Origin of the sequence: Massilia frigida, from assembly GCF_011682175.1 — a bacterium.
Classification (GTDB): domain Bacteria; phylum Pseudomonadota; class Gammaproteobacteria; order Burkholderiales; family Burkholderiaceae_D; genus Telluria_A; species Telluria_A frigida.
Genome location: NZ_WHJG01000001.1, coordinates 345,637 through 370,223 on the forward strand (window position 1 = coordinate 345,637; position 24,587 = coordinate 370,223).

Here is a 24,587-nt window from a genome sequence, read left to right on the forward strand (position 1 = left end):
CGCCGCTGCCTCCGTCATGCCCCCGCTCCCAGCAGCTCTTTGCGCAAGAAGGCTTCGAACATGAGCAGGGTCCAGATCGGGGCGCTGTAATCGCGCCGGCCCGACTCGTGCTGTTCGACCATCTCGGTCAGGTAATCGATGTTGAAGATGCCGGTGTCCTTGAGCGTTTCGCCCAGCAGCGAATCGCGCACGCGCTGGCGCAGCGGGCCACGGAACCACCCCGCCAGCGGCACCGCGAAACCCATCTTCTTGCGGTACAAAATATCTTCTGGCAGGTACTGTTCCAGGCTCTTCTTGAAAATGTACTTGCCCTCGCCGCCGTGCAGCTTCATGTCGGATGGCAGTCCCGAAATCCATTCCACCAGCTTGTGGTCCAGCAGCGGCACGCGCACTTCCAGCGCATGGGCCATGCTGGCGCGATCGACCTTGGTCAGAATATCGCCCGGCAGGTAGGTTTTCATGTCGAGGTACTGGATCATCGACAGCGGATCGTCGGTCGGCGACTTGGCGGCGTGGCCCTGCATCACGTCGATCGCGCGGTAGCCCTGCAACTGCTTGTGGAAGCTGGGGGTGAACAACTGCGCGCGCATGGCGTCGGACATGATCGAGACGCCGTGGAAGTAGCCCTCGACCAGGTCGCGCGCGAGCGCTTCAAACGTCGTCTTGGCGCGGAACATGCGCGGCGCCCAGTCGGCCTTGGGATAGTATTTTCCGAGCGGGCCGAAAACCAGCTTGCGCAGGCCGGTCGGCAGGCGCGAACGCACGCTGTCTTCAGCCATGGCGTAGCGGTAGCGGCGGTAACCGGCCAGGTTTTCGTCGCCGCCGTCGCCCGACAGCGCCACCGTCACGCGTTTCCTCGCCAGCTGGCACACGCGGTAGGTCGGGATGGCGGAACTGTCGGCATACGGCTCGTCGTACAGGTCGGCCAGGGTATCGAGCAGCGCGTAATCGTCGGTGTCGACGGTTTCGGTGTGGTGGTGCGTCTTGTACTGGCGCGCCACCTGTTCGGCGTATTCCGACTCGTCGAAGGCCTTGTCGTTGAAGGCGATCGAGCAGGTGTTGACCGGGTCCTTCATCAGGCCGGCCATCATGGCCACGATGGCGCTCGAATCGACGCCGCCCGACAAAAAGGCGCCCAGCGGCACTTCGGCCTTGAGGCGGATCTTGACCGCTTCGCGCAGGCGCACCACCAGCTCGCCCTCGGCGTCGCGGGCGGTCATGGCACCGTGCAGCTTGAACGGCACGTCCCAGAACTGGCGCGGCTGCGGGATCGGCTGGCCGATATTCACGGTCAGGCAAAAACCGGGCGCGAGCTTGAAAGCGCTGCTGTAGATGGTTTTCGGCTCCGGCACGTAGCCGTAGGCGAAATAGTCTTCCACGGCGCGCGGGTCGATCGCGCGCGGCAGGCCGGGGTGAGCGCGCAGCGATTTGAGTTCGGAGCCGAAGATGAACATCCCGTCCGGCAGCAGCGCGTAGTAAAACGGCTTGACGCCGAGCCGGTCGCGCGCCATGAACATGGTCTGCTTGACCCGGTCCCACACGGCGATGGCGAACATGCCGCGAAAGTGCTGCACGCACTCCTCGCCCCAGGCCGACCAGGCGTGCACGATGGTTTCGGTGTCGCTCTTGGTACGGAACACGTAGCCGAGTTTTTGCAGTTCCCCGGTCAGCTCGGGGTAATTGTAGATTTCGCCGTTGAAGACTACGCCGACGTTGCCTTCGGCGTTGAACATCGGCTGCTGGCCGCTCAGGATATCGATCACCGACAGGCGCCGGTGGCCAAAGCCCACGCCAGGCTCGGTGTACACGTCGCCTTCGTCCGGACCGCGGTGGTGCTGGGTTTCGTTCATGCGCTTGACCAGCGCCGGGTCGATCTCGCGCGCGCCGCGCGTATCAAAAATGCCGACTATTCCACACATGATTTCGCACTCTTCCTGAATAGTTTTTTATGTTCGCACAAGGCGTCGTACAAGGATTCGTAAGCGGCCACCATGGCAGCCATGTTGTAGTGGCGCTCGACCCGCGCGCGTCCTGCCGTGCCGTGCTCCAGCCGCAGTGCGGCGTCGACCACGTAGCGCTCCAGCGCATCGGCCATCGCAAGCGGGTCCGACGGCGGCACCAGCGCGCCCGTCACGCCATCGGCAACGACTTCCGGCACCCCGCCGACGCGGGTGCCGACCACCGGCAGGCCGCTCGCCATCGCTTCCAGCGCGGAACCGGGCGTGCCTTCGGCAATCGAGGACAGCGCGAAGATGTCGAAGCCGCGCAAAATGTCGGCCACCTCAAGGCGCGCGCCGGGCAGCCAGACCGCACGCGCCACGCCGGCTTGTTCGGCCTGGGCCTGCAAGGCCGCCAGCAGCGGGCCGCCGCCGACAATCGCCAGGCGCACCTGCGGCAGGCGCGCATGCAGCAGCACGAAGGCGCGCAGGAGCGTCGCATGGTCCTTCACATCCTGGATGCGGCCGACGGTGCCGATGACAATCGTCTCCGGTCCGGACTGGCGCAGCGCGCTGCCCTGCGGATGGAATTTGTCGGCGTCGATGCCGTTGGCCAGCAAGCGGCTCTTGTTCCCGGCCACGCCGATCACGGTGCGGTTCCAGGCCAGCATGTCGACCGAATTGGCGTAGCAGCAATCGTAGAACGGCAGCATCAGGCGGCGCAGCATGTTGTGCTTGCGGTTGCGCCCTTGCGGATCGCCCGCATCGCGCCCGTGCAAACCGTTGATGCGCACCGGGACCCCTGCCAGCATGGCGGCCGGCGCGTATTCGAGCGCCGACAGGTTGTAAGTGTGCAGGATGGTCGGGCGCAGGCGGCGCAGCAGCTTCCACAGCGCGCCGTGGGTGCCGAGCGACAAACCGGGCTGCTTGTGCAGGGCGAACAGTTCCACGCCGGGCTTGGTGATCTTGTCGGCGAACGCCGTGTAATCGGCCAGGCACACCACCGCATGGCGGTAGTGCGCGGCCGGCATGCGGTTGATGCGCTCGACGAGCAAGGTCTCCAGGCCGCCGAAATCGAGCCGGTAGATCAGGTGGACGACGAGGGGAATGTCGGTCATCAATGCCTCGTGTTGGCCGCCAGCGCGGCCTCGATGGCGGCCAGGTCGCCCTTGAGGAAGGCGCGCATCGCCACCCGCGCCGGTTCCGGATTTTCATCGTACGGCGCGAAAATCATCACGGCGGCGCCGTCGTCGCTGGCATGCAGCAGCTTCTGGCGGATCTGCAGCAGCTTGCCGGCGTAGTCGTTGCTGGTGGTGCTGCCGTCGATCCAGTACCAGTGCCACACCAGCATCTTGCCGCTCGGGCCGGACATGCTGCTCTCGCGCAGGCGCAGGCCGCGCGCACCGATCGCTTCGTCGCGCACGACGGTGGTGATGGTGCGCCACACAGGGTCCTTCACCGGCGACAGGCGGTTGGTGGTGGTAATGAGCTTGGTGCCTTCGGGCGGCTTGCGGTAGTACAGCAGCTTGAAGCCGACCGGCTGGCCATCCGGCGCGTGGAACTGCTGCAGTTCGGCGCTCGCGGTCGGGAAGGCCGGGGTCCAGTCGACAAAGGCGGGGCCGCGCGGCGCACTGGTAGCCACTTCGGTCAGCACCACGGGCGCCGGCGCCGGCTCGGTCTTTTCCAGGTAGTAGTTATAAGCGGGCCAGATGCCGACGCAGGCGATGACCGCCAGCGCGGCTGGCAGCAGCTTGTTCAACGGCGCCGGCGGTGCATCCGGCACGGCCGGCGCCGCGGCCGCATCGGCGGCGGGAGCGATATCTTCGCGCCAGATGGCGCCGATCCAGAACAGCAGGAACATCACGAAGCCGAAGAACACCCAGCCGTAAATCAAGTGATCGAAGCCGACCGCCAGGGTCATGCCGCTCAGGTGGCCGATCATCACGATCAGGTAGGCGCGCGCGCCGTTGGCGAAGATCGGCACGATGATCGAGGCGGCGATGAACAGCGCGCGGCGCCAGGTGGTGCGGTAGGTCAGGTAGGCGTACAGGCAGCCGAGCGTCACCGATGAAATCAGGTAGCGCACGCCGCTGCAGGCTTCCACCACCGACCAGTTGCCGGTCGGGATACTGAAGTTGTTCCCTTCGCGGAAAACCGGAATGCCGGTGGCGATCAGGGCGTCGACCGTGAAGTTGGCGGTCATGCCGATCAGCGGTTCGATGAACACATCGCCGAAGGGCACTGCGAACAACATGAACGCCAGCGGAAAGGCCAGGCTGCGCGCAATCGGCAAACCGAGGATCGCCAGCGCGCTCAAAGGCAGCATGGCGACAAAGGCGTAGTGGCGCACGATCTGCACTTCGCCCATTTCGCCGAGCAGCCATGCGGCGCCGCAGCCAGCCAGCAGGACAAGCGCGGGCCACCACGGCCGCACCGGCATGGCGCGCAGCGCGTCGCGCCGGCCCCAGATCAGCCAGAGGCTGATCGGCAGGATCACATAGCCGTGCGCAAAGGTGCCGGAGCTGTCCCAGATGTTGACGATCGATGCCGCCGTCTCGAAGTAGGCGAGGAAGGGAAACAGCAGCACGGCGCCGATCAGGAGCGACTGCAGCAAATAAGACTGGGCCGGGCGCGCCGGGTTGAGGGTAATGCCTTGTTCCACTATGCGCTTTCGACGGACATCTGTTCTAACAGGGAGACAACCGGCGCCAGGTTGCTGCACCAGCCATACTGGGTTTCGACGGCGTGGCGCGCGGCGCGGCCCATGTCGGGACGCGGCGCATCCAGGGCCTGGCCGATGGCGGCGCCGAACTGCGGCGCGTCAAGCGCCAGCAGCAGGTCGCGCCCCGGCTCGGCGGCGATGCCTTCGAGCGCCTGCGGCGACACCACCACCGTTTTGGCCATCGACATCGCTTCGAGCACCTTGTTCTGGATGCCACGCGCGATCCGCAGCGGCGCCACGCACAGGGCCGCGTGCGCGACGTACGGGCGCACATCGGGCACGGTGCCGGTGACGGACACGCCAGGCAGCGCGGCCAGTTGCAGCACGTCGGGCGCGGGACGCGCGCCGACGATGACGAATTGCGCCGCCGGATGGCGTGCCAGCACGGCCGGGAAAATCTCGCGCGCGAACCAGGTCACCGCGTCCACGTTCGGCCAGTAATCCATGGCGCCGCAAAACACCAGCGCCTGCTGGCCGGCGATGAAGGGATTCGGGTAGTCGGCATGCGGCGTGAAGTAGTCGGTATCGACGCCGTTATTGAAAAAGCCGGTGCGCTCGGCGCTTTCGGGGGCGAGCTGGCGAAACAGCGCCGCTTCCGGCGCCGAGACAAACAGCGCGGCCGCGCTGTCAAGCGCCACCTTGCGCTCGTAGCGCAGCAGCTGGCGCGCTTCGTGCGCGTACAGCATGCTCATGGGCCAGGATTTCTGCGCGGCGTACTGGCGCCATTTGTCGGAATCGACATCGCAAAAATCGACCACGCGGCGCGCCTGCGGATACGGTTCGGCATACTGCGCCATGGGCGAGGAAAACACCAGGATGCGTTCGACCTTGTTGGCCGCCATGGTGGCAGCGACCCACTCGCGCATGCCCTTGTCGCGGTAGTAGTCGAGCGAGAGCGAGCGGTTGGCCAGCAACGCGCCCAGGCTGCGCACGCGCGCCCGGGTCGGGTCCAGGCGTGCGAAGTGGCTCGATGCGCACAGGGCCTGCACGCGCGGCAGGTGCTGCCAGTCGTCGGGGTCGTCCACAAAGGTCCCCAGGTGCACCCGGTAGTGGCGCGCCAGGTGCTTGAGCAGATGATACGAACGGATCTTGTCGCCCTTGTTGGGCGGGTAGGGAATCCGGTGGATCAGCAGCAGCAGGTCGTCCACGCTCAGCCCAGGCTCTTGACGATGTGCGGGCCCAGGACATTGGCCAGCGCCAGCGGCATCTTTTTCCACAGCTTGATGAACAGCTGGTACTTGGGATTGAGCGGGTTGTTGTCGGGCAGTTCGGTCGACTCGTACAGGCGGTATTCGTAGGCCAGCGGCGTCGGCGAAAAGCCCCAGTTCTTCTTGAAGTCGAAGGCGCCGGTACCGAGCTTGCTGCGGCCGAAGTCGAAGATGCGGGCGCCGCGCGCGCTAGCGGCCTGCATCAGGTTCCAGTACATGAAGTCATTGCCGGCGAATTCGCGCGCGGCCGGCATGCCGCCGCCGTAGTAAGGCAGCACTTCGTCGCGGAAGTAAAAGCTCAGCACCCCGGCCACGATCGCGCCATCCTTGACGATGATGCGAATTTCGCATTCTTCGCCAAAGACTTCCTTGATCACGGCGAAGTATTTTTTCGGGAACACCGGCGTGCCGAGGCGGTGCACGCTGGTGGCGTAGGCGATGAAGAAGCGGTCCACGCCCTGGTCGATCTCGGCGGTGAGGCCGCACTTGATCCCCTTGCGCACCATGGCGCGCTGCTTGCGCGGGATGGCGTTCATGTTCTCGTCGTCGTCGGCGCTGATCGCCTTGCGGAAGGTGACGTACAGTTCCTTCTGGTGCCAGGCCGGGTCGCCCGCGTGCGCCGGCAGCAGGTTGCGGTATTCCAGATGGCCGACCTTGAGCTGCGCGGCCAGCTTGTCGGCGGCGGCATCGAGCAGCGGACGGGCGGCATCAAGCGTTGCGGCCACGCCACCGAGCACGCAGAACGGCAGCGATCCGAGCGAATGCCCGAACAGGCGGCTCTTGATCTCGGCCAGCGGCAGCACGCCGACGATCTGGCCATCCTGCTCCACGTAGTAGAACCAGGTCTTGTGGCCGTACACGCGGCCGATGATGGTTTGCCAGCCGGCGCGGTGGAAGAAGGTCGCTTCCGGACAGGCTGCCACGAAGGCGTCCCAGCGCGCCATGTCGCGCGCGTCGCCGGCGCGCAGGAGGTGCACGGTGGCGGCGGTGCTGGCGGTGATGGGGCGGTCCTGCACGGCGTCGGTGTTTGAACTCATTTAGTCCCTAAGAAAATACGGTCCATGCGGTCCCAGGCAAAATCGCGCGTGAGCTGCTTGATGCGCCCTTCCATGCGTTGCAGGTTGACGTAATGGCGGAAACGGGTTTTCAGGCTGGCACCTTGAGGGCGCGGCTGGCCGGGATCGAGCTCCCACGGATGGAAGTAGAAGATCGCCGGCTGGCCGTCGTCGCTGTTCACGCGCCGCATCATCCAGCGCGACAGGCTGTAAGGCAGCAGGCGGAAGTAGCCGCCGCCGCCGGCCGGCAGCTTGCGCTGGCCCAGCATGGCGGTGGTGATCGGCACTTCCAGCAGGCCATCCGGGCCGTTCGGGTAGAAGGCGAAGCGCGGCGCGTCCGGCATGCCGTAGTGGTCGTGCTGGATCGGGTAGATGCTGGAGCTGTAGCGGTAGCCGGCGTCGTGCAGCACATCGAGCGCCCACAGGTTGGCGGTGCCGATCGAAAAACTCGGCGCGCGGTAACCGAGCACTGCTTGGGCCCCGATGTCTTCCAGCAGGGCCTTGCTGCGCCCGACGTCATCGGCGAATTCGGCGCGGGTCTGGTCGGAGGCGCGCAGGTGGCCGTAGCCGTGGCTGGCCAGTTCGTGGCCGCCGGCGACGATGCGGCGCACCATGTCCGGATAGCGTTCGGCGATCCAGCCCAGCGTAAAGAAGGTGGCGTGCACGCCGCCATCGGCCAGGATCGCCAGGATGCGTTCGATGTTCGCTTCGACCCGGCATTCGCGCGCGGGCCAGGACTCGCGCGCGATGATGGGCGCAAAAGCCGACACCTGGAAGTAATCCTCGACATCGATTGTCATCGCATTGCGGATCGGTTGGCCGAGCGCGCGCGGCATGGCGGCGGGGTGCAGGCGGTCGTTCATTCGTGGTGGTCCGTGGAGTGGTGATCCGGCGCGTGGTGGGACAGCGCCGGCAAGGTGCTGACGACTTTTTTAAGGATCGCCAGCACCGAGGCCATCGACTTTTCCATCTTGAGAATGCGCTCGTCGAGGTAGCCCGGATTGTCCAGGGTGCCGATCGAGGCCACGCCGCGCAGGGCGGCGGCAGCCTGCTCGCGCACCGCTTCGGGCGGCAGTTCGTATTCCTGGCGGATGTCGCGCACCACTTCATTCACATCGGTTTCGGTGAAGGAGTGCATCTCTTCCAGGTAGCCCATCAGCAGCAGGCGGTCGCACAGGGCGTTGGTCTTCCTCGGAATGCCGCCGCTGTAGTCGAAGATGGCCGCGTGCGCGCCGGGGGAAAACGAGGGATCGTCCTTCCAGCCGACCGTATGCAGGCGGTGCTCGACATAGGCCTGGGTTTCCGGGCCATCCATGGGGCCCAGGTGATAGCTGGCCGTGATGCGCTGGCGCAGCTGCTGCATGCCGGCGCTGTGCAAGGTGGTGCGAAACTCCGGCTGGCCGAGCAGGAAGGTTTGCAGCAGCGACTTGTCGTCGGTCTGGAAGTTCGACAGCATGCGCAGTTCCTCGACCGCGCGCGGGGTCAGGTTCTGCGCTTCGTCGACCACCAGCAAGGCGCGCTTGCCATCCTGGTCGCAGGCGCGCAGGAATTGTTCGAGGCGCTCCAGCAGCGCGGTCTTGCTGGCGTTTTCGTACGGCAACCCAAAAGCGGCGACCACGGTGCGCAGGGTGTCGTCCGCATCGAGATGGGTGTTGACGATATGCGCGGCCACGATCTGCTCGGACGGCATTTGCTTGAACAGGTTGCGCACCAGGGTGGTCTTGCCGGCGCCGACTTCACCTGTGATGACGATGAAGCCTTCGCCATGCGACAGGCCGTACTCGAGGTAGGCCATGGCGCGCTTGTGGCCTTTGCTGGCAAAGAAAAAATGGGGGTCCGGCCGCAGCCGGAAGGGCTTGTCGCTCAGCCCATAATAAGTTTCATACATCGCTGACTCGATTTCCGCTAGAACTGCAAGGACAGAGAGGCCGTTAAGGCGTTCTCGCGGTACGACGCGACCTGGTCGGTCGTGGTACCGGACACGCGGCGCGCCTCGAAGGCGCCCCGCACTTTGGGCGAAAACTGGCGCGTCACGGCCAGTCGCAAGGCTGCATTCTTACTCGACAAACCGGTGGCATGCGATTGCGTGCGCGAGCTGGTCCACGAGGCGTTGATCCCGCTGCGCGAGGTCAGGCGCATGTTCCACAGCGCGCTGCCGCCGCGCTGGGTGGTGTCGTCGTTGATGCGCGCGCTGGCAGGGCCGGTGAGCAGGCTGTCGGTCTGGATCAGCGACAGGCCTTCGCGCCGGTTATCGAACGCGCTCAGGATCAAGGTGGTGCGCGCGGTGTTGAGCGCGACCGAGGCCTGGAACTGCTTCTGCAAGATGTAGCGGTTGCTGAAGTAGTTGATGCTGTCGGCCAGCGCGGACGGCAGGCCGGTGGAGCGGATGTAGGCGTCGACCGCCTGCGCGCGCTTGGCCGGGTCGGGAATCTGCGCGGTGAACAGGCGGTCCAGCATCGAGGCGGTGTCGATGGTGGCCGGCAGCAGCAGCTGCGAGCGGGTGGTGGTCACCGAATCGCTGTAGTTGATGCTCCACACCGTGCGGCGGCTGCGGTGCAGCGCCCGCAGGTTGTAGGTATTGCCGTAGTAACGCTTGCCGCCGCCGGCCACGAGGCTGGTGCGCGAGGTCGGGGTCCATTCGATGCCGCCTTGCCAGAAGCGGCCCTTGGTCGGCTCGCCGCCGGACTGATAGTCGTATTCGTCGTAGCCGGCGCTGGCGGTCAGGTTGAACTCCTGGCCCAGGCGGTAGCGCGCGTTCGCGCTCACCATCTTGACGTTCGACTTGGGCGCGATGCTGTCGTCCACGCGCTGGCCGCTGTACTGCACGCCCCAGCCGACGCGGCGGAAGGTGCGCCCGCTGTTCAGGTTCATGGTCAGCACCTCGCTGCTGCTGTCGCCAAAGCCGATGCGCCCGGCGTCGACCGAGTCGTGGGTGTAGCGCACCGCCGCCGTGGCGCTGCTGCCGAAGCGGTGCAGCAGGTAGGGGCTGATGCGCCAGGTCTTGACGTTGGCGCGGTTGGCGCTCGCGTAGCCGTTGCTGTTGACCTGCGGGCCGAAGGCCGATACGGCTTGCTGGCCGATGGCGCCGTCGGCGTCGAGAAACAGCAGGTCGCCGATGACGGTGGCCTTGGCCGCCGCGCGCAGCTGCGACTGGGCGTGGCGCACGCCTTCCACGTCGTTGTCGTCGAACGCGTAGTAGTGCAGCTTGTAGTTGGCAAACAGGTTCAGGCGCGGGCCCTTGTTCAACAGGCTGAAGCCGGGCGTCAGTTCCGTCACGAAGCGGCTTTTGGCCTCGTCGGCGCGGGTGAGCGCCACGTTGTCGGTGTACGTCTCGCGCAGGTCGACCGTGGGCGTGAACTTCCACTCGGCGCGGCTCGATGGCGCGGCCAGCAGGGCCGCCAGCGCCGCGGGAACGACGACGGCGCGGCGGCGTCCGGACGCACGCTTAGCCATAGTGGTAGTCATACGTTTCGGTGCCGGGGAATTCGCGCGTCTTGTTGTAGATCAGGTTCACATTGCTGCAGCCCTCCAGCTGGCGCAGCGATTCCTTGACCGCGTGCTGGGTCGTGCCCTCGGCTTCGACCACCAGCGCGATCTGGCCCATGTGGCTGGCCAGCACGTGCGCTTCGCTGGTGAGCAGCAGCGGCGGCGAATCGAAAATGACGATACGGTCGGGGTAGCGGTTGGCGATTTCGTAGACGAAGGTGCTCATCGCCTGGCTGGCCAGCAGTTCGGTGGCGCGCGGGTTGTTGCTGCCGGCCGGCAGGATGCTCAGGGTGTTCACGTTGGTGCGCAACATGACGTCGGCCATGTCGAGCTTGTCGTCGAGCAGGATGTCCATCAGGCCGCGGTGGGCCGGCAGGCCGAGCGTGCGCAGTACCGAGGGACGGGCCACGTCGGCGTCGATCAGCAGTACCGTGTGGTCCAGTTCCATGGCGATGCTCATGGCCAGGTTGATCGAGCAAAAGGTCTTGCCTTCGCCCGGCAGGGAACTGGTGACCATGATCAGGTTGCCCGGCTTTTCGCCGGGCCCGCGCGCCGCGAACGCGCGCTTGAGCAAGGGCCGCTTGATGATGCGGAAGTCCTCGACCAGGGTGGTGCGCCCGCCGGCGGCCGTCACCAGGCCGATGCCGTGCATGCGTTCGAGGTCGAGTTCGACGTGGTTGCTGGTGCGGCGCGGCACGGCGGTAGGCACGGCGGTAGGCACAGCGGTAGGCACGGCGGTAGGCGCGTGCACCGGTGCGGCGGCAGGCACGGCGGCCGGTGCCTCGGCGATGGCGGCGGCGACCGGCGCGGCCGGGTGCGCGGCTGCCGGCGCGGCCGGCGCGTCCTGCGCTTCGCCCTTCTTGTGTTCGATGCGGCTGGCCGCTTTTTCAATAATGCTCACGCTGTTCTCTCCAGTGAAGGCCGCATCAGAGCAGCGGTCGTACAAACAGGGCCGCCATCACGCCGCCGTAGGCCCCGAACAGGACGATCACCGCCGCGCCGAAGGCGTACAGGCGCTTGGTACGCATGACCTTTTGTTCGTTGGTCCAGTTCATGCTGATGCTGCCCAGGATAGGAATGCCGGTGACGTCGCGCAGGGTGCCCTGGCTCATGAAGGTCGGGCGCAGTTGGCTCATCAGGAAGGCGACGCCGAGGCCGGCCAGCAGCGCGCCGGCGAACACGAACGAGAACAGGCGGTGGCGGTTCGGGCCCGACGGCGTGGACGGCACGGTGGGCGGGTCGATCACGCGGAAGGTCAGCATGTCGGTGGCCGAACTGAGGTCGCCCGAGAGCTTGGCCGCTTCGCGCCGGCCAACCAGCTTTTCGTAGTTTTCCTTGTTGATCAGGTAATCGCGGTTGAGCTGGGCCAGCTGGGCCTCGACTTCGGGCGCGTTGCTGCTCTGCGCGCGCAGGCGCGCCGCGCGCGATCCGTATTCGGCCACGCGGGCCTTGAGCGAGGCCACCCGCGCTTCTTCCACCGACAGGGCCACGTTCATTTGCTGCAGCATGGGGCTGTAGTTGGCGCCGGGGTCGTTGTTGCGCTTGTTGCGCTTGGCTTCGTCGAGCTTGCGCGCTTCCAGCTGGGCGATCAGGCGCCGTGCCGAGACGATGTCCGGATGGGCGTCGGTGTACTGCATGCGCAGGCTGTCCAGGTTCTTGTTGAGCGCGGCGATGCGGGCGTCGAGTTCGGGGTTGGCCACGGTCGATGCTTCGGGCGCGGTCAGCGGGGCCGGTTCCTCGCCGGCGATCTGGCGCTTTATGGCATTGCGCGCCTGCTCGGCTTCGGTCAGTTCCAGGCGCGCCTGGTTGAGCAAGTCTTCGATCTGGGTCATGTTGGCGGTAAAGTCGCCGCCGCCACCACGCGGCAGCATGCCCAGGTGCTTGATCTTGAATTCCTTGAGCGCGTTTTCGGCCTGGACCAGTTTTTCTTCGTAATTCTTGATCTGGTCGTCGATGAATTGCACGGCTTTTTCGGAATCCTGCTTCTTGCCGCCAAAACTGCCTTCGACGAAAATGGTCAGCAGCGATTGCACGATATCCTTGCCCAGCTTGGGATTGGAATTCTTGTACGAGATCGTGTAGATGTCGTCGCGCTCGGTGCCGCCGATGCTGATCTGCGCCATCAGGTCATCCACCAGCTTTTCGTTTTCCTTGGGAGTGGAGGCCTTGATGTCGAGGTCGACCATGCGCATGACGCGCTCGACGTTGGGACGGCTGATCAGGGTGCGCCGCATGAAGGCCACCTGCTGGTCGACGTTCGGCACGGTGGTCATGCCGGACAGCAATGGTTGCAGGATGCTCTGGGTGTCGACGTAGACCCGCGCCGAGGCTTGGTATTCGTTGGGGAGCCGGTACACCACCGCCCAGCCGACCAGGGCCACGATCCAGGAAATGACGACCGCATACCAGCGGTATTTCCAGATCGCTTTCAGGAAGTTCGTCAGTAGGGCCTGCAGTTCTGCCATCGCGTCAATCTCGCCAATAAAGGGCGTCCCGCAAGGGTGGCCCAGGCCGGCAGCTCCGCGGACGAACGCGGGGCGCCCGGTGCCGCAAAGCGCCAGCCAAAGTGTTGTCGGATGCACAAAAAGCAATTCATTGCGACAGCTCAGCAAGCGCGTCAATAAATTACCCCAAGGCATTGATTAATAATCATATGATACAGGAATCCGATGCTTGCTGATAGTAAATTCGCTAACGCTAGTATACGTTCAACAATTGTTTACGGCATTACTCGTGTATTCCATGACAAGTCGACTAATCCTGTTGCCCCTCGCAAAGAGTTTCGCACATTGATAGGCAAAAAACTAAAGAAAACGTGGCCGCGAAGCTGAAATTACAACAGTGGCGAAGCGGCCATCATTGACGGCTTTGCGTGAATGAAACTAGTTGTTGGCGCGACGCCAATCGGGTACTGTCGGCGCATGGCTACTCCCCTCCTTTTGCGCGCTTCAAGCAGCGTCGCCGCCGCGGCCGTTTTATCCCTGGCGGCCCACGTGCCGGCGCGCTGCGCCAGCTTCGGCCAGGTGATCCAGTCGGTCAAGCCTTCCGTGGTCGGGATCGGCACTTACCAGCCCACCCGCAGTCCGGCGATCGTGTTCGCGGCCACCGGTTTTGTCACCGGCGACGGCTTGAGCGTGGTCACCAATGCGCACGCCATTCCCGAGACGCTCGACAGCGAGCACAATGAAACGCTGGGCATCGTCATCGCCCGCGGCGACAAGGTCGATTTCCGTCCGGCCAAGCTGGCCGCGCTCGACCGCCTGCACGACCTGGCTCACTTGCGCCTGGCGGGCGCGCCCATGCCGGCCCTGCGCCTGGGCGATGGCAGCAACGTCGAGGAAGGCCAGGCGCTGGCGTTTACCGGCTTTCCGCTCGGCATGGTGCTCGGCTTGCATCCGGTCACCCACCGCGCCATGCTGTCGGCCATCACCCCGCTGGTGATGCCCTCGGTCAGTTCGCGCAAGCTCGATGCGCGCGCGATTGCGCAACTGGCGCGCGCGCCCGCCCCCATCTACCAGCTCGACGGCACGGCCTACCCCGGCAACAGCGGCAGCCCGGTCTACGATCCCGATACCGGCACGGTGCTGGCGGTGCTGAACATGGTATTCGTCAAGGGCTTGAAGGAAAACGCGATCACCAATCCGAGCGGGATCAGCTATGCGATCCCGGTCAGCCATGTGCGTGCCTTGTTACAACAAACAACACCGTGAAGAACAAAAATCGCGGCCACCCTTTCGCTTAAAAAACTTCATGCTAAAATAGAAACTGTTGTAATTAAAATTGCATTACAGTATTTCAATTCGGGCGCTGTCCGCATAAAGGAAACCAGGTGAACACCTTCAAATCGCATACGATGACATGGCTGGGCGGCAGCGCACTGGCGCTGTCCGCACTGTTGCTGGGCGGCTGCGCATCCCCGGTCTCGACCGTGGTACCCGATCCCCTGCCCGCCAGCACCCAGGAATACCTGATCGGCCCGGGCGATAGCGTCAATATCGTGGTGTGGCGCAATCCGGAAGTGTCGACCTCGGTGCCGGTGCGTCCGGACGGCAAGATCACCACCCCGCTGGTGGAAGACTTGCAAGCCAGCGGCAAGACCTCGACCACCCTGGCGCGCGATATCGAAAAAGCGCTGGAAAAATACATCCAGCAACCGGTGGTGACGGTGATCGTGACCAGTTTCGTCGGCAATTACAGCGAGCAGATCCGCGTGATCGGCCAGGCCGCCCGTCCGCAAGCGCTGGCGTACCGGCGCGACATGTCGCTGATGGATGTGCTGATCGCGGTCGGCGGCGTCACCGAGTTTGCTTCGGGCAACAAGGCTATCATCATCCGCAAGATCGATGGCAAGTCGGAAAAACTGGCCGTGCGCTTGAACGACCTGATCAAGCAGGGCGATATTTCGGCGAATATCTACATGCGTCCGGGCGACGTGCTGGTGATTCCGGAAAGCTTCTTCTAAAGGTCGACAAGGCGTGCAAGTCGTGGAATACTTGCGCAAAAGACAGGATGTCGGGTTTTTTTACAGGCTGGACCGCACGAGGGCTGGGTCGCTAACACACCCAGTCGACAAGCCTTTGATCTACATCATATTTTTGTAGCGCTGCGCGGCGCTGGTATGGAAATTGCATTGATGGCCCTGACATCGTGCACGCCTGACGGGGCATCGCCTGACGATGCCGTTCAATTCGAGGAAACTGACGTGACTACCAATCAGCAACAGGACCGCCCCAGCGGCGAACCAGCCCAGCCGCAAGCGGGCTTGTCGGCAACGGGCAGCGCGCGGCGCCGCTTCACGCGGACAAGCCTGGGCGTCTCCGGGGTCCTGATGACCCTGGCCAGCCAGCCCGGCATGGCCGCCACCACCTGCGCCTCGCCGTCCGGCTCGCTGTCGAACGGCTTGCAATCGAGCCACCGGCCTGACAATCCCCTGACCTGCGGCGGCAATTCGCCGGGCTTTTACGCCAACAACCCATCCGGCTGGCCGGCCAGCCCGACGGCGACGTCGAGCCGCACCTTCAAGGATATCTTCCCGGTCAATGCCAACCAGACCGCGCTCGGCAACCTGGCGCTGATGGATGTGTTCAATACCAACGGCAACAAGAACGCGATTGATGGCAAGGGGCCGTTCAAGAGCGAGGATATCGATCCGCACAATGTGGCCAGCCATGTGCTCGCCGCCTACCTGAACATCCTGACCGGACGCTCGACCGTGCTGACCGAAGCGCAGCTGCGCAATATCTGGCGCGAATACCAGACCACCGGTGGTGGCAAGCTGGGCTATTACGCACCGACGGCAGGCGTCAAATGGTATGGCGACGATATCGTCGCTTACCTGAAAACCACCTTCCATCACTAGCCTGCACGGCGCCGGCGCCACGCGCGCCCGCCTTTCCGACCTCATGCCGCCCGCCCTGTCCTGGCACGTCCTTCCCGGCCAATCCCTGCGCTACCGCAGCTGGGACCAGGAAGCGGTCCTGTTTAACGACCTCAGCGGCGACACCCATCTGCTCGACGCCGATGCCCTGGCAGTGCTGCTGGCGGTGCGCGCCGGCGCGCACAGCGTGGCGGCGCTGCGCCTGGCCCTGGGCGCCGCGGACGAGGACGATGCCGATGGCGCGCTGCAAGCCCTGCTCGACCAACTGGCGGGCATTGACCTGATCGCCGCGCATCCATGACGACTTTGAGCGCGCTCAGCCGCGCCGAACTGGGCCGCCGCTTGCGCGACGGCAGCATCGACCTGCAAACCGGCGCCTTCGTGACCCGCGTGCACAGCCCCTTCGCCAGCGTGGCCGATGGCTTGCACCTGCTGTACGGCGACTATCCCCTGCTGGAAAACAATGGCTTTGCCGACTTCCACGTCGATGTCGCGCCGCCGCCCTCGCTGCGGCGCTGGTACAAGCCGCTGGCGCGCTTCGTCTACGATGGCATCGTGCCCTTCTTGCCGCTGCCGGCCGCCCAAGCGTTTCCCATGTTCGAGTGGGGCATGAACTGGTGCGTGTCGAGCCGCGCCCACGGCTATCTGATCCTGCACGCGGCCGTGGTCGAAAAGCAGGGGCGCGCCGCCATCCTGCCGGCCCCGCCCGGTTCCGGCAAGAGCACCCTGTGCGCGGCCCTGGTCAGCTGCGGCTGGCGCCTGCTGTCGGACGAACTGGCGCTGGTGCGGCCCGAGGATGGCTTGCTGGCGCCGCTGCCGCGCCCGATCAGCCTGAAAAACGGCTCGATCGAGGTGATGCGGCGCTACCAGCCGGACGCCGTCATCAGCCGCCCCGTACCCGACACCACCAAGGGCACGGTGGCGCACCTGAAGGCGCCGGCCGGCAGCATCGCGCGCGCCGCCGAGCTGGCGCGCCCGGGCTGGATCGTGTTTCCGAAGTATGCGGCGGGCGCGGCCACGACCTTGCTCGACGTGGCGCCCGCGCGCGCCTTCATGCGGGTGGCCGAAAACGGCTTTAACTACAGCGTGCTGGGCGCGCGCGGCTTTGCCACCCTGGGCGATCTGGTGGCGCAGACGCGCTGCATCGATTTCACTTACAGCGCGCTGGACGAGGCAGTGGCCATGTTCGAGCAGCTGGCGGACACACCCTGATGGCGGCCGCGCGCCTCACCCCGAGCGCCGTACCGCTGCTGCTGCAACTGTTGCGCGACCCCGCGCGCGGCGCGGCCCTGGGCCTGGCCGAATGGGACTTGCTGCTGCGCCAGGCCGCCAGCGCCCGCCTGGAAGCCAGCCTGCACGGCTTGCTCGACGAACACGGCGTGGCCGGCGCGATTCCGGCCCAGGCCCGCCGCCACCTCGACTGGGCCGGCGTGCATGCCGAACGCCACGCGAACGCGGTGCGCTTCGAAGTGGCGCAGATCGGCGCGGCGCTGGCCGGCAGCGGCGTGCCGCTGATCCTGCTCAAGGGCGGCGCCTACGCCATGGCGGGCCTGGCGGCGGCGCGCGGACGGCTGTTTTCCGACATCGACATCCTGGTGCCCAAGGACCGCCTGGCCCAGGTGGAGGCGGCGCTGATGCTGCACGGCTGGTCCACGGTGGCGCAAGACGCTTACGACCAGCGCTATTACCGCACCTGGATGCACGAATTGCCGCCGATGAAGCATGCGCGGCGCGCCAGCGTGATCGATGTGCACCACGCGATCTTGCCGGAAACGGCGCGCGTGCGGCCCGATCCGGCCAGGCTGCGCGCCGCCGCCGTGGCCCTGCCCGCCGCAGTGCAAGCGGCGGCGGGCCAGGCGCCAGTGCAGGTACTGGCCCCGGCCGACATGGTGCTGCACAGCGCCGTGCACCTGTTCTACGACGGCGAGTTCGACCACGGCCTGCGCGACCTGCTCGACCTGCACCGCCTGCTGGCGAGCCTGGGCGGCACGCCCGGCTTCTGGGATGCGCTGCCGGCGCGCGCCGCCGAACTGGAACTGGGCCGTCCCCTGTTCTACGCCCTGCGCTACTGCGCGCGCCTGCTGCACACGCCGGTGCCGGAATCGGCCCTGGCCGCGACGCGCGCGGCCGGACCCGGCACGGCGCTGCTGGCCCTGATGGACAGCCTGTTCCTGCGCGCCCTGCTGCCCATGCACCCCAGCTGCGGCGACCGCTGGAGCGGCGGCGCGCGCTTTTTACTGTATATCAGGGGAAACTGGCTCCGCATGCCACCCTTGTTATTAACAAGACATCTGTTTCACAAGGCTTTTATTTCTCCTCGTAAAGATTAATCCGCGTCCCGCATGTCGGTTTTCCTTACACCCCCTCATGCAGCAGTCATAAACACCAAGTTAAGTCATTGATTTAAAACAAAGAGTCTCTTCTGGCACGAGTCCTGCTTACATCAAGGCGTGTAGGATCAACAAACATAATCCGGGAGAACCACATATGAAACTGACAAAATACCTCGCTGCCGCAGCCGTTTCCGCAGCGTTCGTCGTCGCCCCAGTGTCCGCAGCGACCATGGGCATGGCCGACCTGGCCATCACCGGCCTGATCATCCTGAACTCGAACAACGCGCCAGTGACCAACGGCATCGTGATCCAGAACGAAAACCGCACCGGCACCGCGAATTCGAACTTCAACAATGCGCAAGGCACCGGCGCCGGCCTGGGCAACATCTTCAGCACCACCATCGGTGGTACGGTCGATGTCAAGAACCGTTGCGCGGGCCCATCATGCGGCGCGGGCATGCCAGTTGGCAACTATCCAGGCGGTGTGGAAAACAACTTCACGGCGCACCTCCCGGCGCCGAGCGGTAACTACGCCCTGGGCGACATGTACATCGCCGGCACCGCGCTGGGCGTGACCGGCGCCAACGGCCTGACCCGTGCCGATTCGTCCGTGATGTCGCCAGGTAACGCCGGCAGCGCGAACGCCACCATCGCCAACTCGGCGACCGCAGTGACCACCTTCAGCGTCGGCACGACGCTGCAAGCGAAGTTCGCGCTCGGCTTCAACGCTTATGTGGCCGCGTTCGTCAATGCGATCAACGGCGTCAGCGGTTCTTCGCTGGGCACCATCAGCTGGACGCTGTCGCTGCAGGAAGTGATCGGCAATGTATCGACCACGATCATGAACTGGAGCCCGGCCGAGATCAACGACGGCGTGACCTCGAGCGACATTTCGCAAAATTCGATCAAGGAAAGCTCGGGCACGATCCTGTCGAACCTGGTGACCCTGACCGGCGGCCGTACCTACAAGCTGACCATCAACCAGGCATCGAACTCGATCGCTTCGGAAGTGCGTGCCGTGCCTGAACCAGGCAGCATGGTCCTGATCGGCCTGGGCCTGCTGGCCCTGGGCGCCGCTTCGCGCCGCAAGGCTGCCAAGTAAGACCGATGCGCGCGCCGGGCTGGCCAGGGCCGGTGCGCGCAGTGTGTCGAGAACGACCCGATCGCGTCAAGCGCTCGGGTCGTTTGCTTTTGCGCGCCCGCTTTTAAGCGATAATAGAACCATGGCCTACACCCAGAGCGACCATCCGAGCAATAACATCACCGGCCGCGCGACCGATGTGCGCGGCCAGGTGCGTCCGCCAAGCGTGCGCGCCGTGATCAAGCTGGTGCGCGAGGCACGCAAGAACGGCACGCCCCTGTATCCCTTCTCGACCGGCCTCAATTTCGGCTACGGCGGCAAGTCGCCCACCATGGCCGGCAGCCTGCTGGTCGACTTGGGCGCCCTGAACGCGATCCGCATGACGATCGACAAGCGCAACGGCCGGGTACTGCCGGTGGCCGTGATCGGGCCGGGCGTGACCCAGGGCGCGCTGTACGACTTCCTGGAAGAGCATCATCCCAACCTCACCTTCAACGTCACCGGCTCGGCGCGCGCCACCAGCATCATCGGCAATGCGCTCGACCGCGGGGTGGGCTATTTCGGGCCGCGCAAGGAAGACTTGTTCGGGCTGGCCGTGGTGTGCGGCAACGGCAAGCTGCTGCGCACGGGCTTCCGGCGCCTGAAACACTCGCCGCTGGGCACCAGCAATCCCTACGGGCTGGGGCCGATCCTCGACGGGCTTTTTTTCCAGAGCAATTTCGGCATCGTCGTCAGCGCCTGCTTCCGCCTCGTGCCCAAGCGCCCCAAGCAGGTGGCGCTGTCGCTGTCGCTGCGGCGCGAAGAGGATTTGCCGGCCTTTATCGACGAGCTGGCCAATTGCAAGCGCGAAGGCTTGATCGAGTCGGTCACCCACATCGCCAACCGCGCGCGCACCCATGCCACCCTGGCCTATGGCGTGACGCGCTACCTGGAACAGGAATGCGGGTACACGCCCGAGCGCGCCTTCGGCGAAGCGGAAAGCGTGATGGACTTGATCGCGCCGGGCGAATGGGCCAGCCTGGGGGCGATCACCGGCACCCAGGCCCAGGTCAAGGCCAACCTGGCCGAGATCCGGAAACGCATGAAGGGCCTGGCGCGGGTGCGCCCGATCACCCACCAGTTGCTCGACACCGCCTATGCGGTGGCGCACCGGCTGCGCTTCATTCCGGCCGCGCGCGCGAATGCCGCCGCGATCGCGGCCATCCGCCCCCTGCACACCTTGGCGCTGGGGGTGCCGACCGATGCGGCGATCGATAATTTGCTATGGAAATTCGGGCGCACCGACCTGAACGCGTCCCAGCTCGACCAATCGAATTGCGGTTTGCTGTTCATCAACCCGGCGCTGCCGCTGGACGGGGCTTTCGTGGCCAAGTTCATCGATGAAATGAAAAAGACGGCGGCGCGCCATTATCACGACACCCTGTACATCACCATCAATATCGAAACCCCGACCTCGCTGGTGGCGGTGATCAACCTGCTGTTCGACCGCAGCAACCTGGAAGGCGTCAAGCGCGCCCACTTCTGCGCCGACCGCATGCTCGACAAGATCCACGCGATGGGGCTGGAAGTGTACCGCGCGCGCGCCGACATGATGGCCGCCATCGTGCGGCGCGACCCGCACTACTGGGCCACCATCCACTCGCTCAAGACCCGGCTCGATCCGGACGGCATCATCGCGCCGGGCCGCTACGATGCCCAGCCGGCCGTGCCCAAGGCAGCGCCCTAGCCGATCTTGATCAGGCGCCCGGCGATGCCCTCTTCCTCGCGCGAAGAGAAAAAATACGGATACAGCGAACGTTCGGTGCCGGCATGGCTGCTGGTGCCGCCCAGGCGCGCAATCTGCTGCGCCATGTGCTCGACGCTGAGCCACATCAGGTAGGCCGGGGCGTCGACCCGGGTGTTGTGGCGCAGTTCGGCCTGGTCCACGAAACCGAGCATGGTCTGGTAAAAGCGCCGGTGGCGCGGATTGACTTCGATCAGCACGTCGGTGCGGCTGTGGAGGTAGCGCGCGTAGATGAACAGGGTATGGAACAGGGCCGCCAGCGCCGCCTTGGATTTGACCTGGGGGTCGAACGCCAGCTTGGTGATTTCGCACAGGCGCGCGCCGCGCGCGCGGAAAGCCTCGACATGGTCGTGGAAAATCTCGTCGGCCAGGATGCCGCGTTCGGAATCGAGCCCCAGCGTCACGGTGCCGATCAGGCACCCCTTGTCCGAGGCCGACAGGGTGATGCGGTTGGGGTCGCGTTCCATCCTGGACACGTTGTAGCCGCGCGTGGCATACATTTTACTGATCAGGAGGCTGGCCGAATTGCGCCCCTGGTCGGTATCGGCCAGGCGGATCCCGAAGGTGCGGTCGTTGTCGGTGAAACTGCCGATCAGGCGGCCGTGATCGTCTTCCTCGGCTCCCACCACGTACGACGACTCCAGATGGGCCTGCTGCTTGCCCATCGCTTCCACTGCATCATGCGCTGCATTCATGTGAAAACTCCCTGTGGCGTGGCGCCGCACCCGCACATGCTGCCGGCAGGAATGGTGCCCGGTGGGCTGCGACTCGCCGTCGTGCCCGCTTTAAAGTTGCTTCAGCAAACCCCGCGCCTCCTCGCCTTGCGGAAATTGCTTGTACTTGTCCACCAACACGTCAAGTTCCTTGCGCGCCGCCTCCTTGTCCTTGGCCTGGATCAGCGCCTTGGCCAGATGCAGGCGGATCTCGGGCACGCCCGGCAATTTGGCACTGGCGTCGCGCAGCAGCGGCAAGCCACGCGCCAGGTCGCCCTTTTGCACCAGCAGCCAGCCCAGGGTATCCATCACCGCCGCGCTGCGGGGCAGCGCCTTGAAGGCCAGCTCGGCGGTCGGCAGGGCGCGCGCATCGCCCGCCAGTTCATAGGCCACCGCCAGATTGTTCAGGGCGCTCGGATAGGCAGGCGCCTTCTTCAGTATGGCCTCAAATTCTGTTATTGCTAATTGATATTTTTTATTGGCAATATACTGCTCTCCAAGGTAACCCGGCAGCTTGACGTCATCCGGGTGGGCGGCACGCCATTGTTGCACTCGTGCATCGGCTTCCTTGCTCTTGCCGACGATGCGCAAGGCTTCGTACAACTTGATCAGCAACTCGGCATTGTTGCCCAGAGAAAACGCTTTATCGTACAAGGGGATCGCCGCCATGGCGTTGTGCTGAACCAGAAGCACGTCGGCTTCGGCCACGTAGCCGACCGGCAGTTTCGGATGCTGCTTCTGCATGGCGCGCGCCACGCCGAGCGCATCGTTGAACTGTTGCTGGCGCAGGTGGGCGCTGGCCAGCGCCAGCTGGGCCTCGAGGTAATCGGGCTGCAGCACCAGGGCGCGCTTGAGCGAGGCGCTGGCCGAGGGCAGGTTGCCCATGGCCGCGTGGGCCGAGCCGAGGCGGAAATGGGCTTCGGCCGACTGCGGCGCGGCCACGGTCAGCTTGGTGAAGGTTTCCATGGCACTGCCATTGTCGCCGCTGGCCGCTTGCAGCTGGCCGAGCTGGTCGAGCACGGCCGGGCTGCCGGGATTGGCCACCAGCAGCTTGCGCACCAGGACCAGCGCCTTGTCCAGCGCGCCCATGTGCACGTAGTGCCCGGCCAGCACCAGCGCCGGACCGGGCGCGGCCGGGTCGACCGCGTTGGCGCGTTCCAGCAGGGTGCTCGCCTCAGGCAGGCGGCGCTGGGCCACGGCCATGGCGCCCAGCGCGGTCAGCGCCTCGACGTTGTCGGGATACTTGGCCAAAAACGCTTCATAGCGCTGGCGGGTGGCATTCAGGTTGCCGGCCTGCATGTCCAGGCGCGCCAGGTTATCGACCGCCGGAAAGAAATCGGGATGCAGGCTGAGCGCTTTTTCAAAGGCGGCGCGCGCCGCGGCCTGCTCCTTCTGGCCCAGCAGCGCCAGGCCCTTGAGGTTCTGGATCATCGGGTCGCCCGGGGTGCGCGCTTCGAGCGGCGCCAGCGCGGACAGGGCCTTGTCGAACTGGTTCAGGCGCAGCGCCGTCATGGCCAGGGTGAGGCCGGCGTTGCTGGTGGCCTGGTCGAGGGTGCTGGCCAGTTCCAGTTCGCTCAGGGCGCGCGCTTCCTCGCCCTGTTCCAGCTTGCTCAAGCCGAGCGCGGTGCGCAGCTGCGCCTTTTTCGGGTCGAGCGCGCTGGCCCGCTCCAGCAGGGCGGTGGCCTTGCCGAACTCGCGGTTATCCGTGTAGGCCTTGCCGGCAATCGCCAGCAGCTGGGGATCCTGGGAGGCGCCCACGACCGGCGCCAGGACCGCGATGGCGCCCTTGGGGTCGCCGGCGGCGATGCGGGTCGAGGCCAGCAGCTTGCGCGCGTAATCGCTCTCGGGATGGGCTTCGTGGTATTTTTTCAGGTGCTGCTCGGCCTGCGGCAGCGATTTGAGGGTGAACTGCAGCGCGCCGGCCAGCAACACCGAGGGCATGTGGTCGGGCGCCACGCGCAGCACTTGCTGCAGCGATTCGAGCGCGGTCGCGTGCTTGCCCTGGGTGAAGTCGAGCATGGCGCTGGCGTAGCTGACCATCAGGTTCTTCGGCGCGTTTTTCCGGGCGGCGGCCAGCGACACGGCCGCTTCCTCGTAGCGCCGTTCGGCGATGAACAGGTAGGCTTTTTGCAGGTGGCCGGAGGCGCTGTTGGGGTCGAGCGCCAGCACCTGGTCGTAGGCCGCCAGGGCGGCCGCCGGATTGCCTTCGGCGCGCTCGAAGTCGCCCTTGAACAGCCAGCTCTGCACGTCCTTGGGATTCTTGCTCACGGCCAGTTCGACATAGCGCGCCGCGCCCGCCTTGTCGCCATTCGCCAGCGCCACGTTGGCCAGGCCCATCAGCGCGACCGGGTAGCCGGGATCGAGCTTGAGGGCGCGCTCGAAGGCTTCGGCCGCCTCGGCCCGCTTGCCGAGCTGGTAAAAGGCGGCGCCGCGCTGGCTGAGCACCGTGACATTGGCCGTGTAAGCGGTATCGGCGGTGGCGTCGATGACTTTCTGGTATTGCCCCTGGAACAGTTGCGCCATCAAGAGCTCGGGCAGGGTACGCGCGGGCGCCATGCCCAGCTCCATGGCCTTGCGCACTTCCTTTTCGGCCGAGACGGCGTCGCCCAGCTTGTTATAGGTTTCGCCCAGCGCGAGGCGGGCCTCGGGATCGGACGGATTCTTGGCGACCGCGTTCTTGAGCTGGATCAGGGCCGACACATGGTCGCCCTGTTGCCGGAACTGCTTGGCCTGGGCCAGCAGGGCCGCCGGCGTTTCGGTTTTGCCGCATCCGCTCAATGCACCAAGCATAAGAACGGTGGTGAGGGCGGCGGCGGCCAGGGAATGGGCTTGCGTTGACATGACGATCCTGTTGTTACAGGCGGTGGCGTGGTCACGCTTCCCGCCGATTGC

At 65.4% G+C, this 24,587-nt stretch carries 20 protein-coding genes; 8 read left to right on the forward strand and 12 right to left on the reverse strand.

The window, feature by feature from the left end:
* Positions 1-14: 14 nt before the first annotated feature.
* Genes F2P44_RS01575 through F2P44_RS01620 form a run of 10 tightly spaced genes read right to left on the reverse strand, consistent with a single transcriptional unit; the run spans position 15 to position 12,873 of the window.
* The gene (locus F2P44_RS01575) at positions 15-1,919 is read right to left on the reverse strand and encodes an XrtA/PEP-CTERM system amidotransferase (protein ID WP_167084387.1); all 1,905 of its coding nucleotides are present in this window, start codon (positions 1,917-1,919) and stop codon (positions 15-17) included.
* Entirely contained in the window at positions 1,907-3,055 is a 1,149-nt protein-coding gene (locus F2P44_RS01580; protein WP_167084389.1) for a TIGR03088 family PEP-CTERM/XrtA system glycosyltransferase, read from the reverse strand. The genes F2P44_RS01575 and F2P44_RS01580 overlap by 13 nt, the downstream gene beginning before the upstream one ends.
* On the reverse strand, positions 3,055-4,599 hold the full coding sequence (gene xrtA, locus F2P44_RS01585) for an exosortase A (RefSeq protein ID WP_370662620.1): 1,545 nt from the start codon (positions 4,597-4,599) through the stop codon (positions 3,055-3,057). Before xrtA ends, F2P44_RS01580 begins: the two co-directional genes overlap by 1 nt.
* Positions 4,599-5,807, reverse strand: a complete 1,209-nt coding sequence (locus F2P44_RS01590; RefSeq protein ID WP_167084391.1) for a TIGR03087 family PEP-CTERM/XrtA system glycosyltransferase — start codon at positions 5,805-5,807, stop codon at positions 4,599-4,601. The genes xrtA and F2P44_RS01590 overlap by 1 nt, the downstream gene beginning before the upstream one ends.
* A gap of 2 nt (positions 5,808-5,809) precedes the next feature.
* Entirely contained in the window at positions 5,810-6,904 is a 1,095-nt protein-coding gene (locus tag F2P44_RS01595; protein ID WP_167084393.1) for a FemAB family XrtA/PEP-CTERM system-associated protein, read from the reverse strand.
* The gene (locus F2P44_RS01600) at positions 6,901-7,785 is read right to left on the reverse strand and encodes an XrtA system polysaccharide deacetylase (RefSeq protein ID WP_229423315.1); all 885 of its coding nucleotides are present in this window, start codon (positions 7,783-7,785) and stop codon (positions 6,901-6,903) included. The genes F2P44_RS01595 and F2P44_RS01600 overlap by 4 nt, the downstream gene beginning before the upstream one ends.
* On the reverse strand, positions 7,782-8,810 hold the full coding sequence (locus tag F2P44_RS01605; RefSeq protein ID WP_167084395.1) for an XrtA/PEP-CTERM system-associated ATPase: 1,029 nt from the start codon (positions 8,808-8,810) through the stop codon (positions 7,782-7,784). The genes F2P44_RS01600 and F2P44_RS01605 overlap by 4 nt, the downstream gene beginning before the upstream one ends.
* Before the next feature lie 17 nt (positions 8,811-8,827).
* Positions 8,828-10,375: a TIGR03016 family PEP-CTERM system-associated outer membrane protein gene (locus F2P44_RS01610; protein WP_167084397.1), complete on the reverse strand. Its 1,548-nt coding sequence runs from the start codon at positions 10,373-10,375 to the stop codon at positions 8,828-8,830.
* Positions 10,368-11,309 carry an XrtA-associated tyrosine autokinase gene (locus F2P44_RS01615; protein ID WP_167084401.1) on the reverse strand — a complete coding sequence of 314 codons (942 nt, stop codon included), beginning with the start codon at positions 11,307-11,309 and terminating at the stop codon, positions 10,368-10,370. Before F2P44_RS01615 ends, F2P44_RS01610 begins: the two co-directional genes overlap by 8 nt.
* 25 nt (positions 11,310-11,334) lie before the next feature.
* On the reverse strand, positions 11,335-12,873 hold the full coding sequence (locus F2P44_RS01620) for an XrtA system polysaccharide chain length determinant (protein ID WP_167084403.1): 1,539 nt from the start codon (positions 12,871-12,873) through the stop codon (positions 11,335-11,337).
* A gap of 456 nt (positions 12,874-13,329) precedes the next feature.
* On the opposite strand from F2P44_RS01620, the gene F2P44_RS01625 reads away from it, so the two are divergent.
* The 8 genes from F2P44_RS01625 (at position 13,330) to F2P44_RS01660 (ending at position 20,925) form a co-directional block, all read left to right on the forward strand.
* On the forward strand, positions 13,330-14,118 hold the full coding sequence (locus F2P44_RS01625) for a S1 family peptidase (RefSeq protein WP_167084405.1): 789 nt from the start codon (positions 13,330-13,332) through the stop codon (positions 14,116-14,118).
* Between the two features lie 143 nt (positions 14,119-14,261).
* The gene (locus tag F2P44_RS01630) at positions 14,262-14,870 is read left to right on the forward strand and encodes an XrtA/PEP-CTERM system exopolysaccharide export protein (protein ID WP_167084665.1); all 609 of its coding nucleotides are present in this window, start codon (positions 14,262-14,264) and stop codon (positions 14,868-14,870) included.
* A gap of 240 nt (positions 14,871-15,110) precedes the next feature.
* Positions 15,111-15,767 (forward strand): hypothetical protein, encoded by a 657-nt coding sequence (locus tag F2P44_RS01635; protein WP_167084407.1) that lies wholly within the window; start codon positions 15,111-15,113, stop codon positions 15,765-15,767.
* A 43-nt stretch (positions 15,768-15,810) separates the two neighbouring features.
* Positions 15,811-16,086, forward strand: coding sequence for an HPr-rel-A system PqqD family peptide chaperone (locus tag F2P44_RS01640; RefSeq protein ID WP_167084409.1), 276 nt, complete (start codon positions 15,811-15,813; stop codon positions 16,084-16,086).
* Entirely contained in the window at positions 16,083-16,997 is a 915-nt protein-coding gene (locus tag F2P44_RS01645) for an HprK-related kinase A (protein ID WP_167084411.1), read from the forward strand. Before F2P44_RS01640 ends, F2P44_RS01645 begins: the two co-directional genes overlap by 4 nt.
* Positions 16,997-18,115, forward strand: coding sequence for a nucleotidyltransferase domain-containing protein (locus F2P44_RS01650; protein ID WP_187363202.1), 1,119 nt, complete (start codon positions 16,997-16,999; stop codon positions 18,113-18,115). The genes F2P44_RS01645 and F2P44_RS01650 overlap by 1 nt, the downstream gene beginning before the upstream one ends.
* Before the next feature lie 157 nt (positions 18,116-18,272).
* Positions 18,273-19,220: an EDSAP-1 family PEP-CTERM protein gene (locus F2P44_RS01655; RefSeq protein WP_167084413.1), complete on the forward strand. Its 948-nt coding sequence runs from the start codon at positions 18,273-18,275 to the stop codon at positions 19,218-19,220.
* 121 nt (positions 19,221-19,341) lie between these two features.
* Positions 19,342-20,925, forward strand: coding sequence for an FAD-binding oxidoreductase (locus F2P44_RS01660; protein ID WP_167084415.1), 1,584 nt, complete (start codon positions 19,342-19,344; stop codon positions 20,923-20,925).
* On the opposite strand, the gene F2P44_RS01665 is transcribed toward F2P44_RS01660, so the two are convergent.
* Positions 20,922-21,677, reverse strand: a complete 756-nt coding sequence (locus tag F2P44_RS01665) for an N-acyl amino acid synthase FeeM domain-containing protein (RefSeq protein ID WP_229423316.1) — start codon at positions 21,675-21,677, stop codon at positions 20,922-20,924. The two genes, F2P44_RS01660 and F2P44_RS01665, sit on opposite strands and share 4 nt — an antisense overlap.
* 90 nt (positions 21,678-21,767) lie before the next feature.
* Positions 21,768-24,536 carry an XrtA/PEP-CTERM system TPR-repeat protein PrsT gene (gene prsT, locus F2P44_RS01670; protein WP_167084417.1) on the reverse strand — a complete coding sequence of 923 codons (2,769 nt, stop codon included), beginning with the start codon at positions 24,534-24,536 and terminating at the stop codon, positions 21,768-21,770.
* Positions 24,537-24,587: the final 51 nt, after the last annotated feature.

Excerpts from the sequence above, each read along its gene's own strand:
- F2P44_RS01620 (WP_167084403.1), bottom strand. The coding sequence starts at position 12,873 with ATGGCAGAACTGCAGGCCCTACTGACGAACTTCCTGAAAGCGATCTGG.
- F2P44_RS01625 (WP_167084405.1), top strand. The coding sequence starts at position 13,330 with ATGGCTACTCCCCTCCTTTTGCGCGCTTCAAGCAGCGTCGCCGCCGCG.
- F2P44_RS01605 (WP_167084395.1), bottom strand. The coding sequence starts at position 8,810 with ATGTATGAAACTTATTATGGGCTGAGCGACAAGCCCTTCCGGCTGCGG.
- F2P44_RS01660 (WP_167084415.1), top strand. The coding sequence starts at position 19,342 with ATGGCCTACACCCAGAGCGACCATCCGAGCAATAACATCACCGGCCGC.
- prsT (WP_167084417.1), bottom strand. The coding sequence starts at position 24,536 with ATGTCAACGCAAGCCCATTCCCTGGCCGCCGCCGCCCTCACCACCGTT.
- F2P44_RS01645 (WP_167084411.1), top strand. The coding sequence starts at position 16,083 with ATGACGACTTTGAGCGCGCTCAGCCGCGCCGAACTGGGCCGCCGCTTG.
- F2P44_RS01600 (WP_229423315.1), bottom strand. The coding sequence starts at position 7,785 with ATGAACGACCGCCTGCACCCCGCCGCCATGCCGCGCGCGCTCGGCCAA.
- F2P44_RS01580 (WP_167084389.1), bottom strand. The coding sequence starts at position 3,055 with ATGACCGACATTCCCCTCGTCGTCCACCTGATCTACCGGCTCGATTTC.
- F2P44_RS01595 (WP_167084393.1), bottom strand. The coding sequence starts at position 6,904 with ATGAGTTCAAACACCGACGCCGTGCAGGACCGCCCCATCACCGCCAGC.
- F2P44_RS01640 (WP_167084409.1), top strand. The coding sequence starts at position 15,811 with ATGCCGCCCGCCCTGTCCTGGCACGTCCTTCCCGGCCAATCCCTGCGC.
- F2P44_RS01655 (WP_167084413.1), top strand. The coding sequence starts at position 18,273 with ATGAAACTGACAAAATACCTCGCTGCCGCAGCCGTTTCCGCAGCGTTC.
- F2P44_RS01650 (WP_187363202.1), top strand. The coding sequence starts at position 16,997 with ATGGCGGCCGCGCGCCTCACCCCGAGCGCCGTACCGCTGCTGCTGCAA.
- F2P44_RS01630 (WP_167084665.1), top strand. The coding sequence starts at position 14,262 with ATGACATGGCTGGGCGGCAGCGCACTGGCGCTGTCCGCACTGTTGCTG.
- F2P44_RS01665 (WP_229423316.1), bottom strand. The coding sequence starts at position 21,677 with ATGAATGCAGCGCATGATGCAGTGGAAGCGATGGGCAAGCAGCAGGCC.
- F2P44_RS01610 (WP_167084397.1), bottom strand. The coding sequence starts at position 10,375 with ATGGCTAAGCGTGCGTCCGGACGCCGCCGCGCCGTCGTCGTTCCCGCG.
- F2P44_RS01575 (WP_167084387.1), bottom strand. The coding sequence starts at position 1,919 with ATGTGTGGAATAGTCGGCATTTTTGATACGCGCGGCGCGCGCGAGATC.